General features: G+C 43.0%; 10 protein-coding genes. 9 read left to right on the top strand and 1 reads right to left on the bottom strand.

What is annotated here, in order from left to right:
• The first annotated feature begins 19 nt into the window (after positions 1–19).
• From E4K67_RS00720 to E4K67_RS00755, 8 genes are all read left to right on the top strand, one after another.
• The gene (locus E4K67_RS00720; protein ID WP_135544510.1) at positions 20–2,539 is read left to right on the top strand and encodes a S8 family serine peptidase; all 2,520 of its coding nucleotides are present in this window, start codon (positions 20–22) and stop codon (positions 2,537–2,539) included.
• A 91-nt stretch (positions 2,540–2,630) separates the two neighbouring features.
• Complete coding sequence (locus E4K67_RS00725) at positions 2,631–4,217, top strand: N-acetylmuramoyl-L-alanine amidase (RefSeq protein WP_135544511.1); 1,587 nt, start codon at positions 2,631–2,633, stop codon at positions 4,215–4,217.
• A 513-nt stretch (positions 4,218–4,730) separates the two neighbouring features.
• The gene (locus tag E4K67_RS00730) at positions 4,731–8,942 is read left to right on the top strand and encodes a cell wall-binding repeat-containing protein (protein WP_135544512.1); all 4,212 of its coding nucleotides are present in this window, start codon (positions 4,731–4,733) and stop codon (positions 8,940–8,942) included.
• A gap of 257 nt (positions 8,943–9,199) precedes the next feature.
• Positions 9,200–9,481: a hypothetical protein gene (locus E4K67_RS00735; RefSeq protein WP_135544513.1), complete on the top strand. Its 282-nt coding sequence runs from the start codon at positions 9,200–9,202 to the stop codon at positions 9,479–9,481.
• A gap of 329 nt (positions 9,482–9,810) precedes the next feature.
• Positions 9,811–10,665: an SLAP domain-containing protein gene (locus E4K67_RS00740; protein ID WP_135544514.1), complete on the top strand. Its 855-nt coding sequence runs from the start codon at positions 9,811–9,813 to the stop codon at positions 10,663–10,665.
• Positions 10,666–11,006: 341 nt separating this feature from the next.
• Positions 11,007–11,408: a hypothetical protein gene (locus E4K67_RS00745; RefSeq protein WP_135544515.1), complete on the top strand. Its 402-nt coding sequence runs from the start codon at positions 11,007–11,009 to the stop codon at positions 11,406–11,408.
• 140 nt (positions 11,409–11,548) lie between these two features.
• Positions 11,549–11,767, top strand: coding sequence for a helix-turn-helix domain-containing protein (locus tag E4K67_RS00750; protein WP_135544516.1), 219 nt, complete (start codon positions 11,549–11,551; stop codon positions 11,765–11,767).
• Between the two features lie 110 nt (positions 11,768–11,877).
• Entirely contained in the window at positions 11,878–13,083 is a 1,206-nt protein-coding gene (locus E4K67_RS00755) for a coiled-coil domain-containing protein (RefSeq protein WP_135544517.1), read from the top strand.
• Between the two features lie 152 nt (positions 13,084–13,235).
• On the opposite strand, the gene E4K67_RS00760 is transcribed toward E4K67_RS00755, so the two are convergent.
• Positions 13,236–15,146 carry a cell wall-binding repeat-containing protein gene (locus E4K67_RS00760; RefSeq protein WP_135544518.1) on the bottom strand — a complete coding sequence of 637 codons (1,911 nt, stop codon included), beginning with the start codon at positions 15,144–15,146 and terminating at the stop codon, positions 13,236–13,238.
• Between the two features lie 198 nt (positions 15,147–15,344).
• Here E4K67_RS00760 and E4K67_RS00765 point away from each other — a divergent pair, with 198 nt between their 5' ends.
• Positions 15,345–17,018 (top strand): S41 family peptidase, encoded by a 1,674-nt coding sequence (locus E4K67_RS00765; protein WP_135544519.1) that lies wholly within the window; start codon positions 15,345–15,347, stop codon positions 17,016–17,018.
• The last annotated feature ends 190 nt before the right edge of the window (positions 17,019–17,208 follow it).

The following is a 17,208-nucleotide window of genomic DNA, read 5'->3' on the forward strand; positions in this document are numbered from 1 at the left end:
AGAAAGAGACGTGTTAGAGATGTTTATTAGAAGGAAGATTGTTATTAAAGCGAAATATGGGCTTGTAACTTTATTAATTATGGGGCTGACGGTTTGTAACTTAGGTTTAGCTCCCTTACCTGCAAAGCCATTTCAAGTCATCATCTCTTTAGCCCCTGGGGTAAATGTAGATGCGGTCGCTCAAGATTTTGGAGTGGAGGTTGTACGCCGGGGCCCTCTTAATTATGCAACGCTAGAATTTAAAGGAAATACAGGTACAACTACAAATGTGCAACAAGTCTTAGAGACGCTGAAGAAGACTCCGGGGATAATTGACGCTGAGGAAAACTATCGCCGGACAATTAATGCCTCAGGATTACCTGTACCGAAGGACCCGCTATTCGAGGAGCAATGGTCTATGGTCAGCGGCAACGTACAAGGAGCCTGGGGCTTGGGTGCAACAGGTCAGGGGATAACAATTGCCGTGATCGATACGGGCGTAGCTCTAGGCCATCCAGATTTACAGGACAATTTAGTCTCAGGCTACAATGCCATCACAGAGAGTGAGGCACCAGGTGCTAATCGAGATAACAATGGACACGGAACCCACGTCGCAGGAATCGCCGCTGCCGCGCGTAACGATGTAGGTATTGTCGGTGTAGCCTATCAGGCTAAAATCATGCCGATTAAGGCCATGGATTCCGTGGGAGAAGGGTATGACGATGCGATCGCTGCAGGAATAGTCTGGGCAGCAGATCACGGGGCAAAGATCATTAATTTAAGCGTTGGCACAGAACATGGATCGCACTCCTCAGATATTTTAAGAAACTCAATTGCCTACGCTTATAATCAGGGGTGCTTGTTGGTCGCAGCTGTAGGAAATTATGACCCTCTAGAAGAAGAAAATCCCGGGGTGAGTTACCCTGCCTCTGACCCGGATGTTCTGGCAGTAGCAGCAACTGATCAAGACAACATCGTGGCCAGTTACTCAGTCACAGGTTCAGAAGTGGATCTGGTCGCGCCGGGGAATTCTATCACCAGTACCTGGTGGAGCAAGAGTACGGGGGCAGGATACGCTATTGTGAGTGGAACATCCATGGCCGCCCCTTTCGTCTCAGGAGAAGCGGCTTTGATTTGGAGTCAACATCCAGCTTGGTCTCGAGACCAAGTGATCCAAGTTATGGAAGCGGGGGTAGAAGATCTAGGCGCTTCAGGACGAGATCCTCTCTACGGTTATGGGCTTGTAGATGTGAAACTAGCCTTGACTCTAGCTAACCAAATTCAAGAAGACCAAACGGCGTCGACTTCAGTAGGTGCCTTGGGTGGAACTGTTCAAGCCTCAGCGGGCTCTACACAGCTGACTTTAACAATACCTGCGCAAGCGTTTGTCAGCTCCGCTGACGTAGCGGTGAAGACTATCCCGGCTCCTGCCAATTTACCAAATGGGGCATCCTTTTTAACCTCAGTCTTTCAGATGGACTGGGGAAGCGTAACTCCACAGAAAATGCTTTCTTTTAAAGTGAACGATCCTTCCCTTAAAGCAGATTTAGGAGGAGTTGTTTATCGCTGGACTGGTTCCCGTTGGCTTGCCTCTGGCGGAGAGATTGTAAGTGGAGAGGCTAGGCTTGGGCTCTATAAAGGTGGAATCTATGCCGTAGGTACACCGCAGGAAAGTATAGGTGACAAGCGAATGGCTGGAGTCACGGCGGAGGAGACGGCAGTAAAGATTTCTCAAGCGACCTATACAACCGGCGCGGATACCGTTATTCTCGCCCAAGTGAATCAGTTCCAAGATGCTCTGGCTGGTGCACCTCTTGCCTATAAACTCCAAGCTCCGATCCTTCTCTCCCCAAACTCTGGGCTCACTGAGGGAGTACGAGCAGAACTACAAAGACTGGCTCCGAAAACCATTTACCTCCTTGGAGGTACGGCTGCCCTGTCTTCGGGGATTGAAGCAGAACTTCGCCAGACCTATGATGTCAAACGTCTCGCCGGCTACTCGGCTGAAGGAACGTCAGTAGCCATTGCTCGGGAACTTGGCACCAAAGGGAAGGCCGTCGTTGCCAGTGTGCGTTCCTTTCAGGATGCCTTAGTCATTTCCGCCTGGGCTGCTCGTCAGGGAATTCCCATCCTACTCACGGAATTGTCAAGCTTATCTAGGGAGTCCCAAAATGTTCTAGAGGAACTCAAAGTGACCGAAACCTTAGTCATTGGAGGGACCAGTGTGGTAGGTGCTAATATTGCGAAAAACCTACCCAATTCTAAGCGGATCAGCGGAAATACAGCTTACGACACAGCGGCAGCCGTCTTGCAAGCCTATCCGCCCACAACCGTTAAACTAGAACTCGCCACAGGGGAAAATTACCCAGATGCTCTCACAGGGGCTGTTCGTGCGGCTTATTACGGATCAATGGTGGTATTAGTACCGACCCATTCGGCCATTCCTAGGAGTTTGTCCACCCTCTTGAATTCCTGGAAGGGCAGACAGGTAGAAGCGTTCGGAGGAGTCATGGCCTTGCCAGAAAATGTCGTACAAACCGTGGAATCTTGGGTTCAATAATATTAGGACGAAAGTCCTAGTCTTTTAGGCAGGACATCGGCGAAGTATGTCGAAAGCATACAGGTAGACTGTATTGAGGAGGGATTACTGTGTGGCAAAGATAAAATGGAAACTCATAGGGTTGTTAGTATTCGGTCTCGGATTCTTACTTGGATTCCAGAATCCCGCGAACGCTTCCCTAGGCCTAGAAACGTCCAGGATATCCGGGGTGCGCCAAATAGATACTGCAATTGAAGTTTCTAAAATAGGTTGGCAGCAAGCAGATACAGTACTATTGGCTAATTGTGATCATTTTCCAGATGCCCTCGTTGCGGCACCGCTTTCCCATAAGTTGGATGCACCCATTTTGCTTACCCCAGCGTCCGGAGTCGATGCAAAGGTTTTGCAGGAAATCAAACGGCTTGGTGCCAAGAAGGTCATTCTTTTAGGTGGGGAGGCCGCTCTAACCCCTAAAGTTGTGTCAGATATCCGAAATGCAGGATTAGGTGAACCCGAACGCATAGCAGGCTATGATCAATTTGAAACCGCTCAAAAAGTCGCAGAACGCGTCGGAGCCCAAGGGAAAATTATCCTAGTGAGCGGGGAACAATTCCCAGATGCGCTTTCAATTTCAGCCTACGCAGGCACAACTCAGACTCCAATCCTTCTGACGAGCGCCAAAAAGATGCCTGAGACGACTCGGCAAGCAATTAATAGCCTGCAAGAAAAAGGGGATCTCAAGACAATCGTTATTGGCGGAGAAGCCGTCGTATCCAGTGCTAGCCTAAGCAGTGTGAAGGATGTACAACGGATTTTTGGCAACGACCGCTATGAGACGGCGTCAAATGTCTATGAGTTTGCTCGAGATACATTGATAGCTCGAACAACGTACTTGGTAACTGGCGAGAACTTCCCCGATGCGCTGGCAGCAGGGGGGCTAGCGGCCAAGCAACGTGCGGGAATCGTTATGGCCCAAAGGACAACCTTACCAGGCTCAACTTATGCCGTGTTGTCCAAACCAACGGATGTTCCCACGAAGGTCGTGATTGTCGGTGGACTAGCAGTCCTCACAGATAATGTCAAAGGTATTCTGGAAGGTACAGTGCAGCCCGATTTCCTCTTAGCAGGCCTAACCATTGTCATTGATCCTGGACATGGAGGACCCGACACAGGAGCTATTGGACCAGCAGGGACTTATGAGAAAAGAAACAACTTGGCTATCGGCCTTAGTATCGCAGGGTTGTTGCGCTCGGCCGGAGCACAAGTGATCATGACACGCAGCACGGATGTTACCCCAGCAGAAGGAACGTACTCCGAGCTTTCAGACCTTCAGGCTCGGGTAAAGATCGCAAACGATCAGAACGCAGATCTTTATATCAGCCTCCACAACGATGCGTTCAGTAATCCTGATGTAGGAGGGATAACGACCTACTATAGTTCAGCTAGTCCAGTGACTGACGAGTCGAAGGACTTAGCGACGAGCATACAGAGTGAGTTGGTAAAGGCGGTCTCCTTAAATAGCCGGGGCGTAAAGGATGCGGCGTTCTACGTCATTAAGAATACTAAGATGCCCGCGGTATTAGTAGAAATTGGTTTTATTTCCAACCCGACAGAAGAACAACTTCTAGGAACACCAGATTTCATACAAAAAGCAGCCCTTGGAGTCTATCAAGGGATTCTGAGATACAAAGGATATTAGAAATTTAACAACATATGTAGCAAAATCCCACAAGATATTAACATTTAGAAGCAAACTCCATGCTATACTTCTAGTATTCCTTCGGAAAGTTAGTATATTTTTTGACTAAAGGTGGAAAACTAGTAAGTTTTAGTGTAAACTAAATGAGTACTGGTGAGATCCTGTCCGAAGGGTCAAATATATTGAGGCCCATGAAAAAAAAGTTGGGACAGAAAGAAGGAATATTGGCTATCTTGTAGAATACATATAGCTAATACAGACCCTTTTATGGGTTCCTCATTATTATGCGTTCTAACGAGTACGCCACAGGAGGGATGATGGAATCATCCTTAGGGGGGACGCTCCCACTTTATTCTGTGGATGCTTTTAGATATTGCGCAATGTCTAAAGATTGTGCTACACATTTTAAGGGGGGTGAGGGACGACTACTAGACGTCCTAGGTTGTAAACAGAGTTACCGTTCACCAAAAGAAAGAAAAAGAGATCCAAAAGACGAGAGGAGATATTCACTACATGAAAAAAACTAAAAAAGCTTTAGCCTCATTAGCTATTGCTGGTATGGCCCTTTCACTAGTTCCTTTTAACGCATTTGCAGCAGGTACAGTTTCAACTCGCTTAGCAGGTACAACTGCTGAACAAACAGCAGTAAAAATCGCTGATCAAACAGGCTGGACAGGTACAGCAATCCTTGCATCTTCAGCTTCTTATGGAATGGTTGATGCATTGACATCTGGCCCACTCGCTAAATTCTTGAAAGCTCCAATCCTTCTACAAGGACCTGGCGCAACCTTGAATGCTGACACCAAAGCTGAACTTACTAAACTCGCTGTTAAGAAAGTTTATGTGACCAGTGGAACAGCAGTCATCAGTGCAGGAGTTGTTACTGAACTCAAAGGTATGGGTATTGAAGTAGTTTCCCTTGGCGGAAATGATCGTTTCGACACTTCAGTCAACATTGCCAAAGAAATGGTGAAACTCGGCGCTTCAGTATCTAAAGTTGCAGTCGCTTACGGTTGGTTGAACCAAGATGCTCTTTCCATTGCTTCAATCGCTTCCGCTGCAGGTCAACCAATTCTCTTAACTGAAAAAGATTCAGTGCCTGCTAGCGTAAAAGCTTTCTTGACGGCTAACATTACATCTACAGACGTAATTGGTGGAACAGGCGTAATCAGTGATGCAGTCAAAGCACAATTCCCAGGCGCTACTCGTCACTTTGGTATGACAGCATATGACACCAACAACCAAGTAATCCAAGACTTCGCAGCTGCCCTTAGCTTTGACAATGTCTTCGTTGCAAACGGCGTAACTGCTATCGATGCACTTGCTGGTGCAGCACTTGCAGCTGACACCAAATCTCCTATCGTTCTCACAGATGGCAAGACCGTTCCTGCCGTAGCTACTTTCACATTCAGCAAATCCTCTGCGAGCACTGTTGTTACAGCTCTCGGTGGCGAATTCGTTGTTCCTGAAAGTGTACGCGTTGGAATTTCTAAAGGCGAAGTAACACCTGATTCCAATGTGTTGTCAATTGTTTCGATAAGTGCACTTGACGATACTAACAAGTTCCTGGAAATTACTTTCAGCAAACCTGTAACTGGACTTCAATCTTCAGATATCACGGTTAAAAACGCTGATACAATGGCCCGTTATGGTATTAAAGAAGTGGTAATGTCTTCTAACGGACTAACTGCAACTGTTGAATTGTATGCACAAGAAGATTCTGAAGAAGTTCTTGAATATCTTCAAGATTATATTGTTACCGTAAATGCTAACGGGACAATGTTGACAGCTACCTTCAACCGTCCGTATTCCTTGAAAGTCCGAGTGCAGGATATCAACGTAGGCGATAAAGAAATTGTAGCTTATGTCGATAAAGGCGATAATGCTAGTGCGAAGGTAACTCTCGATGTACCTGATAGTCTTAAGTTTGATTATCAAGCTGCAATGGGTGAACTCGTACAGGTTTGGTACAATGGAGATAACGAGTTAGTTAATTACAAAATTTTAACTTCAACTGCAAAATATGATTCCATTGAAGTGACCGCTGATGATGAGATCAAACTTCTTGGAGAAGACGAGAAGTATGATATCTCAACAGAAGTTTACACTGGCACAAAAGAAAAATTTGCCTTCTATGTAGATGGTGTAAAAGAAGACGTTGAGGACTTCGTTGGTGACAAGTTTAACGTTGCCAAAATTGGCTTTGACACTTCTGGAGACATCGAATTCGTTAGTGCATATTCACTAAAAGACGTCTTAGTGGTTGATTCTATCGACGAAGACGAAGTTGTTGGAATTGATGGAAGCGGTGGATTCGACGCTGAAGACGCTACTATCGTAAAAGACGGAAAAGTAATTGATGTTGCTGATCTCGATAAAGGTGATTTGTTACTTTATAGCATAGATGCAGATGATGAAGATGGTTATGCTCAAGTTATGAATAACAAAATTGCATCTGGTGAGATTGAAGAAGTCTATGATGGCTCAATCGAAGTAGGCGGAGAAACCTATGACTATATCCATGACACTGATGTATTCGAGTATGAAAATGGCGGAGCAGTTTACATCAATGAAGATGGCGAAGTTGCAGATGTAGACTCTGATGCAGCAGAAGAGCTTCAAGCTGCTGGAGACGTAGCACTTTATGGTGATTATGCAGGAAACGTACTCTATATCACTGGTGACTTAGGTGATGTTGTAAGTAACACCAAAGTGGCAGTTCTAACCGAAGATATCTTAGGTTATGCATCAGCTAGAGACAAAGTGGAGATCGAAGCCTTAACTGAAGAGGGCGATGAACTATCCTTTGACATGGATTTAGAAGATTTTGATACCATTACTGTTGATGGTGAAGAATACGATATCGATAACGGTACTGGTGCAGACAGTGATTGGTCAGCAGTATTAGAAGATACTGATGCTGATACTAAAGATGACCGTATTGTCCTAAAAGACAATAGTTCCACTCCAAAAGCTAACGTAAATATCTCGTTCACAGATGAAGCTGACGCTGGTAGCCTAGTTAAGCTACACTTGGATGATGACGGCAATCTCGAGGAATTGGAATTCTTTAGCACCGATGCAGCGCTAGTAGGCACAGGCACAATTGCCGCTGCTAATAGTGTAGAAGCTGGTGACAAGTATATTAATGGTAAGAAGTTAACTTCAAGCACAATTATGTTTGATGCAACAGAAGATGGTAAAACTACTGATGCAGATGACTATGTCATCTCAGCTTTCGGCGACTACGAGGGTTCAGAAATCGATAATGGAACTTACATCTTTAATGATGATGCCGAAGTAGTAGCGATTTGGTACGATAGTACAACTAGCGATGATATGACCTATGATGAAGCAGTTGTAACTAAAGTTCTTCGCAATACCGATGACGAAATCGTTAGTGTTACTGTATTCGCTGGTGGAGCAGAGAAAACATTAAAAGTAGATGAAGTTACAGCCAACGATATTGTTAAAGGTCAAGTAGTAATCCTTGAATTTGAAGAAGACAATGCTGAGTTAGTAAAAGGATTTGCTAGATCTGGTCATGATATCGATGCTAATTACACTAGTCGTGTAGTCCCAGGGAGCGTTCTTGCTGACGGAGTTGATGTTGGTAACAAGACAGTAAAAGTTGGTAGTACTACGTACAAACTTGCTGACAACGGCTTAGTACTTGATGCTACAGACACTTCTGACATCACTGAAGAATCGTTAAGCGATCTTCGCGGTGAGACTAATGTAACGGTAGTACTAGATGCAAAAACTGGCTTATATGCTAAGTTGTTTGTTATCGGAGCTAGTGCATCGACACCAGCAGCTACTACAGGTCTTGTAACCACTATTAATAGTGCCTCAATTATTGTTGATAGCAAAACCACTTACTTCCTAAATGCAAAAACTATCTTAACAGATAACGCTGGAAACGTTCTCGCAGTAGGTGACTCGAATGTTGTCGCAGGGTTAACAGCTGGCGGTGGCGATCAAGTAGTTGTAACTGTAGTAGACGGAGTTGCAACTACAGTTAAGATTGTTAAAACTAAAGCAGAATTAGCAGCAGCAGCAGCACTAGCAACAGCTAAGAACGCAGCAGCAACTAAAGTTCAAGCTAACTACACAGTAGCTAGCTGGACAGCATTAACTACAGCTTTAGCATTACCAGAAGTAACAACGGTAAATAAGACAGATAAAGCAACTGCAATAAACAATGCGATAGCAGGATTAGTAGAATCAGGAGCCGCTAACTTAGTCACTGCAAAAGCTACTGTTGCAACTGCAAAAACAAACCAAGCTGATTATACAGTAGCTAGTTTCACGCTATTTAGTGCAGCTCTGATTACTGCTGAAGCACTTCCAGAATCAACAAATGCTGAAATAGTAACTAAGACAAGTGCACTGAATGCAGCATCAGCTAAACTAGTATTAAAAGTAGTAACTAGCGTTACTCTAACTGGTACAGCGAGTATCACAATTCCGACTAGTCCTGCTGCAGCTACAACAGAAGCTTATACTGCAGTAGTAAAAGATCAAGAAGGTAACGTGATGGGATCTGAAAATGTAACTTGGAGCTTACTAACTCCTGTTGCTGGAGTCACTATCAATACATCAACAGGTGTAGTATCAGTTGAAGATGATCTTACTACCGTCGCAGGTACATTTACAGTAGTAGCAACATCAGATACCAAAACAACAGTTAAAGCTCAAAAAGTAGTTACTTTAGTTGACTAATTATTGTTCGGGGGAAGTAGCCTAGCGGCTTCTTCCCCCCGGGGGTTAAGGATGTTACACAATGGGGAACTATTGTGATAATTCGACAAAAGAGTCTTTCGTCTTTGATTAGGCGGAAGGCTCTTTTGGTGTCTCCTAGGATAAAGGATGGAAACCAAATGCAAAAGTGTAGTAAGCGCTTAATAAACGGGTGCATGGTCACTCTGCTCTAACTATGAGAAAATACATTCATTAGACTAGGAATGAAGGTATTAAAAATGTCCAAGCGAGAACAGCAGGCTGCGCTCGTCGCAGAATGCAGGGCAAGTGGAATTACAGCAAAGGGTATTCAATATAGTCGGTATGTTACCTGGGCAACTAAGCTCAACCGGGAAGGCCAACATAAACCGCAACAGTGGGCTAATGTAACGATGGTAAACGAGGAACGTTCCATGAGCGAAGTTAGGCTTAAGTGTGGTAAATGGATAATTTGTGTTGAAACTGGGTTCAGTCCTTCATTGCTTGCAGACGTACTCAAGATCGTGGATACCGTATACTAAAGAACATAATGAATTATGACGGCATATATTTTGCTTCCATTTTGGTATAAGTCAACTTGTTCCAAGTTTGAAACTGTTCTGAAGTCGAAGCCTAAGTGCTATTCCCTAAGCGCAAAAACTTACTTCCAAATGTAGTTGAGTTAGGTGCTTCGATTATGTATTAATATAATAATTAATCGTTGCTTAGAGAGGGGGTTCCTAGGCGATCAAAGCAGTTTTTTCTGGGCAACCTCGCCTCAATAACAGAATCCATATATACTTCAAGTGGTAAAATGCTTCAAGATATGAGATAATATAAATTACGTTATAAACATTGGAGGATATAAGTTATGTTGTTAGATTTTAACAAAGCCAAAAGAGGTGCGAATCCGGATTCTGAGTTTTCAAAGAAGGATACCATTGAAGAAAACCAAATGGAGCAGAATTTTGAAGAAAAGTTATTTGAACCACAACCATCCGCAGTTAATGAAGGTCGAGTCAGCATCCAACTTACAAGCGTTTCGCCTGCTGATGGGGCACTATTGGTAGGTTTTTTTATTAGCAATGGATATAGCCAGAGATTAAAGTTTAAGAGATTGCCTTTAGTCTTAATAGATTCAGATAGGAAAGTTCTAGCGCGGCAAACGTTTGGCGGAGAGATTGTAGGTAAGGTTGTTGCTGGTTCGGAAAAGGCCTGCGTTGTTCGCTTTCATCCAGATAATATTTATTCTCAAGATATTCCTGAAGGATGTCAGGTATGCTTTGACGTAGAAGCTAAAGGTAAAGCTAAAGGTAAAGCTAAAGGTAAAGCTAAAGCTCCCCAAAGCATTGAATTTAAATATCAGACGTTGCCTGAGAATTTACCAGTAAGCCAACAGCAAGATCTAGAACGGATCTTAGCGAAACTTCCACCGATGAAGCCAGGTGAGGTGAATTTCTCACCACTTTGTGCAAAGATTACAACTCAAAACGATCTGCTAACTACTGTAATAATCAGAAATTCCACAGATAAGCCAATAGATTTTGAGCAAATACCTTTAGTTGTTTTTGATGCTAATCAGGAAGAGATAGCTCGTGGGCAATTCGATGTCAAGAGCTTAGCTATTGAACCATATAAGGCTATATTGTGGACATTTGACTTTGGCCAGGTTATACAAGATAGAGATATCGATTTATTAAGTTGGCATGTCAGTGTCGTAAAATGATGTACTAAATTTAGGACATCATGATTGAACCGTTTTGGTTATATTGTAGACACCTCACGTTCCGACAAACGGACGTGAGGCTATTTCTATTCATCGAACAAAGTAGTGTGAGATTGTAATTTGGAGATATATTTTTAATAGGAAATTCAGAAACATATGGAGAATTTAGCAGACGTTCGCAATACCTGCTTAGAGGATGGCAGATTAGACAGAACGGTTCAGTTCTACGTAACTGACGTAACTCATTCAAACAAGTCTCATGTAGTAGCTTTGTAACTTTACATTTGAGATTGTATCTGTTAAACTCACCCTAGAACTGGATAGGAAGGGGGAAGCATACAATGTCTAAGCATAAATGGTTACCGATTATAGGTGTTATAACGATACTGTTCTTGATAACAGGTTGTTCGGGGTTTAAATCAACTCAGGATAAGAACACTCCCAATTCAGGAACGGAATCGAAAGAAGTCAAACCTCAATCGACTACTAAATTAGAAACTGATGCTGATCTAACCAAACAGCTGGAAGCAGAAAAGGGAATCGAAAAGGTAATGGTTCAAGTGGTAGAAGGAGAACAACGTTCTGTGAACGTGGATATTGCAATTAATAATGAGCAGGAACTGTCGGCAGACGAAGTTATCAATAAATACAGTGCGGTTATTAAAGAGAAATATCCCGATAGAACTATTGATATCATTGTTGTCAAAGATGGGAAAAAGTTAAAGCAGGTTACATTGAAATAAATGACACTTAAACAAATGAGTCTTTCGCCTATAAATGTGGCGAAGGGCTCTTTTGCAGCTCATAGTAATAGCTTATAATAGAACAAGAGAGACGGCAATTCGTGCTAGTTGGGGATGACATTGCGAAAAGGGGAATTAGCGTGTTTTTTGGATTGAAGTTCAAGGATAAGAAAACAATTAAGGAGCTTCGAAAAAATCGAAACCTAACAGCTAAAGAACTAGCTGACAAACTTAAATTAGATACAGTGGATATCCTGAAGATCGATGATCAAAGGCTGAAAGACCTACCAGAACCGCTGAAAGCTAAACTCCTACCGATTCTAAGGGGAGACTACATGGACAATATGACATGGCTTTAAACATACATGAGTGAATTCAGTGAGCCATTGGATTACCTCTAATTACATTTGACATCAGAAAAATTGTGAACTACAATAAGCACATAGGTTTTAAGAGAGGGAGATTACATATGAAAAAAATAGTCGGAGCATCATTATTGTCAACTATGTTACTTTTAGGGCAACCTATTATGGCTTTCGCTGACATTGACACCACCACCACCACCACAGATGGCACCACAGCCACCACAGATTCGAAAACAATTAACTTCGGAGATATTGGAAGTATTATCGCTGAACAGAATATTGAGGCTCACATTAATGTCAACAAAAGACTGCAAAGTAAGCTTAGTTCCACAGATCTTAAAAAGACTATTAGAGAGCTTGAGGATGACTTAGAAGATGTTAATGATCAAAGGGATTCAGCTGATTTTGCTGAGATTATTCAATTAGGTGCAGAAAAACGAGTTTTACTTGCTAATATCAAGCTAGCAGAGAGAAATATCATTGATCAACCTACCTTGGAAGCGATGGCTGATCTGCAGGCTTCGATGAGTGATGATTCTCAGACACGTTTCGCAGAAAGTATATTTGTTGCTTATAATCAATTGAATCTAAATTCCGCAGACATTTCTCTGTCAATAAAGACTCTTGAAGACCAACTGACCACTTTGCAATTGCAAGAGAGTCTGGGTATGATAACCTATAATGCTATGAATGATCTAAAAACTAAGATAGTTGATCTGCAGACCAACCTTGAAAGTATTGAATTCCAGCGGGAATCTCTGGAGAGTCAATTGAAAAATGTGCTCAACGATCAGGAGAATACCTTAGTCATCGGGAGTATTCCTATTGTAGATCAGGAATTAATCATTGAAGATGAAGATGCCGATCTTAAAATGGCTCAGGAGAATAGTTATGCTATAAAATTGCAGGAACAACAGATTGTGATCCTACAATCCGCTCTTGCGAGTGCTCAAAAGGATCATGGTGGCTCGTCGAAAGAGTATAAATCGACAAATTATGAGCTGGAGAATGCAACCCTAGAGCTTGCACAGCTGAAAGATACCTTGAGATTAAATTATAATTCGATGCTCGACGACATCACCAAGAAGCAGAGTGATCTTCGACTAGCCGAGCAGACCCTTGCGGATAAAAAAGTGGCCCTGACTGAGGCTCAAATAAGGATGAGTTTAGGTATGCTTTCAAAGTTGGACATGGATAGTGCATTTACGAATTATCAGGTTCAAGAGGATGCAGTGAAGACAAAGCAGATCGAACTATTTAACGCAAAAAACAGTTATGAATGGTTTTTGAAAGGTATGCCTCAGGCGTAAAATTGTCCACGGGTCCACCGACCCGGAACTAGCACCTTTGGACACTAGACAAAGGGAAACTATTGTGATTAATCAAAAAGAGTCTTTCGTCTTCAAAATGAAGGCGAAAGACTCTTTTTATAGGCAAAAGTTCGTTGAAATCCCGACAATGTTTACAAACTAAAATCCTTCTTTTTTAGATTCTTATAATATGATCTTACTGGGCTATAATCGGGCGTATAATTATCGTCATCTGATTCGGGCTCGTTATCGTCTAAATAAAGCGTGGTTAAGTTTATGAAATCTTTTAGTACTGTAAAATCTTCAATATAATTATCGGATAGGTCAAGATATGTGAGGGATGTTAAACCTTTTAATGCTTTGATATCCGTGAGCTCAGTATGACTCAATTTCAAGGTATTAAGCTGGGTCAGCTTTGTAAGGTTAGGAATCTTAGTTATGGTATTATTGGTGAGTTCGAGGGTTCTTAAGTTCGTTAAGTACTCCAAGCCAGTCAAGTCTTCGATCCCTGAACGTTTTGAGATCAAGATGGTAATATCAAGAACATCACTCCTATAGATTGCCTCAGATCGGCTTTTCCCGCACTTTTTGCCGATAACGTATTTTAATCTTTCATCAGGAAAATCTATTTTGGCATCTTCAGACACTTTTAGGGTTAAAGTTGCAGTTTGGGTTAAGCCCTCAACCTTGCCTTGGAAGGTATAACTGCCGACCTTATTTAAAGTGACAATATTGCTGCTCCAAGTAACAGGAAAAGTGCTTACGGTACCACCGCTCATGGTTGCGTCAACTGTATCGGGAAGACTATAGGAGTCACCAAGAATTATTTCAGCAGAAATAGGAAGGATTTTCGAGACGATTGGATCGATCGTCAAGTTCAGGTAAACATGACCACTATAACCTTTTATCGTTCCTTCGAATTTATAGGTCCCCGCATGGAGGGTATTCACTGAGGAAAGACTCCAGGTCACAGGGACTTCCGCGGTTAAACCATCCGTCTTTGTAACGATTACGGTCTTAGGGGGATCGTATTTTTGCTTTTCTTGTACACTGTCCTTAACATTAGAAACCGAGTCGATCCTAGCGGGTAGTTCCTTGAGCGTCGAATCAATCGACTCATTGATCACACTATTTCCGCCTAAGATGTTGAATTCAGAAATAATGTTTGAGCGAATGAAGGCAATTGCTGAGTTCGGAATGGTGTCACGTTTAGATAGGATAAGGGCGTGTTTCCCCTTTTGAGCTAAAGCCGAAGCGGCAAGCGCATCTGGAAAGTACTCACCAGTGGCAATATAAATTGTGTCTAAATCGAGATCACTAGCAAATCGTTTGATAAGGTTGATATTCCTTTCGTAAGGGTCAGAACCACTAATAACTTCGCTATTAGGAAATTGGTTGACCACATTGTCACTTATTTCGGAATAGCCCTTGACGATGTAACTATTGGCGATTTTGGTTTTATTCTTACTCAAGAAATCTTTTTGTATTTTAGTAAGTTCATCCCGGGGAACCAGAATGATTGGCATTTCTTTTGCCGCTGCTATAGGGGCTATGGACAGAGCGTCCGGAAAATCAAGACCGGTTGTTACGAACACTCCCTTGGTGATACCGACTTCTTGGGCTATTTTTAAGGACGTTTCATAACAATCCTGACCAGCTAGCCGTACAGAGGTAATGCTCATCGAGGAAAGTTTCATTTCCACAGCCTTGGAGACGACAGCAGTGCCACCGACAATGAAGACCTTTTTAACATTAAGGCGTTTTAATTCTTGGGCTGTATCTTCATTCAGACTATAGGAGTCGGTCAATAGAATTGGAGCATTGTACTTATGCGCCAATGGTCCAGCACTTAAGGCATCTGGAAAGTTTTCTCCGTAGGCAAGAATGGCAGTAGCTGCTCCGTCGGGCCAGCCACTTTGACTAATGGCAACAGTCGTTTGATAGCGGTCATTGCCTGCAATGCGGTTAATAGATGTAGAAGCGTTAACCATTGGCGTGTCGGCGAATATCAGAAGATTAACCAGAATAAAAACTAAAAAAAAGTATTTTTTTATAAATGTCACGTAAACTCCTCCTTTACCGTATATTTCTAGAATTATTGACAGAAATCCTTCTTTCTGTTAAAGAAATCCTCATTTCTGCTTAGAATTAAGAACAAATTCCCTGGAGAATTTTCTAAGCAAGGCAAAGGTAAATCCAGTAGCGTGTCGAATCTTAACTAGAGTAGAATTTGTAACTCTAGAGGGGAGACTATAGACAAGATGCCTACAAGATTTTTAAGAAAAAAAGCAGTCGGTCATATACTTCTAAACCTTATGTTGGTCTTAACACTATTGCTGAGTACTTCGACGTCGGTCCTGGCCGCGAATGTCAATGTTTTGCCAGAAATCCGTACGTTACTTCAAAATCTATATGTGGACCCTGTTTCAGCTGAGGTATTAAACGCCCCGACCGTGGACGAGACGCTGGAACGGCTGGGAGATCCACACACCATGTATTTCTCTCCGGAGGAATATCAGGAATTTCTGGGGAGTATAGATATGCACTTTACTGGGATCGGAATCCATATTAATATGGAGGAGGACGGCGTGAGAGTGGTATCTGTCATTTCTGGTTCGCCAGCTGAGGAGGCCGGACTGAAGGCAGGAGATTTGATTGTGCGGGCAGCCGGGAAATCGCTGGCAGGGCTATCTTCGAATGAAGCAGTGAACATCCTGCGCGGTCTTGAGGGCAGTACGGTTCAGATTAGTGTGCAGCAAGGAATCGTGACCAAAAAATTGAGCGTTGAACGTAGGGAGATTTCAGAACCTACTGTGACAGGAGACGTACTAGACGGACATATCGGCTATCTAGATCTGAATTCCTTTGGAAGTGATACAGCGACGGAATTCGAAATGGTGGTCAATCGTATAAGAGGCCAAAATGTCGATAGCTGGATTGTGGATTTACGAGATAATGGGGGCGGATATTTAAGTTCTGCCTTTGACTTGGCGGGCTATTTCATCGGACCAAATGATATCGTTAGCATCAAAGACCGCACAGGTACTGTTAAGCAGTATAAGGCACAAGATCACGGCTTTATTCTGAACCAACCGGTTATTTTTTTAACTAATGAAAACAGCGCCAGTGCTTCAGAACTTTTAGCAGCTGCTGTTAAAGATCATCAAAAGGGGAAACTCGTAGGAACCACTACTTATGGAAAGGGGACGGTCCAGAGTATGTTCACTCTTGCGAACAAGGGTGTACTGAAAATGACGATTGACCGATTTTACTCCCCGTTTGGACATGAAATCAATAAGGTTGGGGTTACTCCCGATGTGGAAATAAAGCAGGCGGACTCACTAAAGGCAGCCGAATTGATGTTATCCGACGCAACGGAGGCCCTTGTCAAAGGTAGAACGACAGCTTATTGGGAGGCCTGGGGGGAACTTGCGAACTCAGTGAACTCGTTGCCCACCGATCAACCATCAGATCGTTATGCGCGTTATTATCCAAGTTATCTTAAGGTTAGTGAATTGTCGTCGATACCCCTCGATAAGAAGTTCACAGTGCTCTTTAACGGTGCAGTCGATTGGCAAAGTGTCAATAGTACCAGTCTTGAACTGATTGACAGCGCTACGGGTGAAAGAATACCTACAAAGATAGAAACCCTTGGGATATCCGAGGCGCAAGTAATTCCGAACGTGGCCTTGAATCCGAATACAACCTATTGGCTAATCATCCACCCGACAATTCATGACGTTAAAGGTGTGGGCATGACTGAAGGCGCCGTGGCGGTCGCCCATACCATCGAAGGGACTGAAGGTGCGGGTACTTCGAAGATTCAATCCATTGAGATTCAAGGAAAAGCGAGTAATTCACACCTGACGGGCCTCCGAGATCCGGATTATGGTTGGGCTCTGTGGGATTTAGAGGAGAAGGTAAAGGGAAACTAGTCTGTCAAAACAAAAAGTGTCTTTCGCCTTTAATAGGGCGAGAGGCCTTTTTGATTTTTACGTTGCAAGGGGGATTAATTAATATATATAGTGTATAAATGTATAATAGTGTGTTATAATATATAGTTGGGTGCCACAAGCGTCTTTTGCCTCGTTGGCGAGACTCACGCGCGATCGCGAGATAGTCTGT

It is taken from the genome of Desulfosporosinus fructosivorans (genome assembly GCF_004766045.1).
Classification (GTDB): Bacteria; Bacillota; Desulfitobacteriia; order Desulfitobacteriales; family Desulfitobacteriaceae; genus Desulfosporosinus; species Desulfosporosinus fructosivorans.

What these genes read in the sequence shown, in the direction of transcription:
- E4K67_RS00745 (WP_135544515.1), top strand. Translation starts at nt 11,007, where the DNA reads ATGTCTAAGCATAAATGGTTACCGATTATAGGTGTTATAACGATACTG.
- E4K67_RS00755 (WP_135544517.1), top strand. Translation starts at nt 11,878, where the DNA reads ATGAAAAAAATAGTCGGAGCATCATTATTGTCAACTATGTTACTTTTA.
- E4K67_RS00740 (WP_135544514.1), top strand. Translation starts at nt 9,811, where the DNA reads ATGTTGTTAGATTTTAACAAAGCCAAAAGAGGTGCGAATCCGGATTCT.
- E4K67_RS00730 (WP_135544512.1), top strand. Translation starts at nt 4,731, where the DNA reads ATGAAAAAAACTAAAAAAGCTTTAGCCTCATTAGCTATTGCTGGTATG.
- E4K67_RS00720 (WP_135544510.1), top strand. Translation starts at nt 20, where the DNA reads ATGTTTATTAGAAGGAAGATTGTTATTAAAGCGAAATATGGGCTTGTA.
- E4K67_RS00735 (WP_135544513.1), top strand. Translation starts at nt 9,200, where the DNA reads ATGTCCAAGCGAGAACAGCAGGCTGCGCTCGTCGCAGAATGCAGGGCA.
- E4K67_RS00765 (WP_135544519.1), top strand. Translation starts at nt 15,345, where the DNA reads ATGCCTACAAGATTTTTAAGAAAAAAAGCAGTCGGTCATATACTTCTA.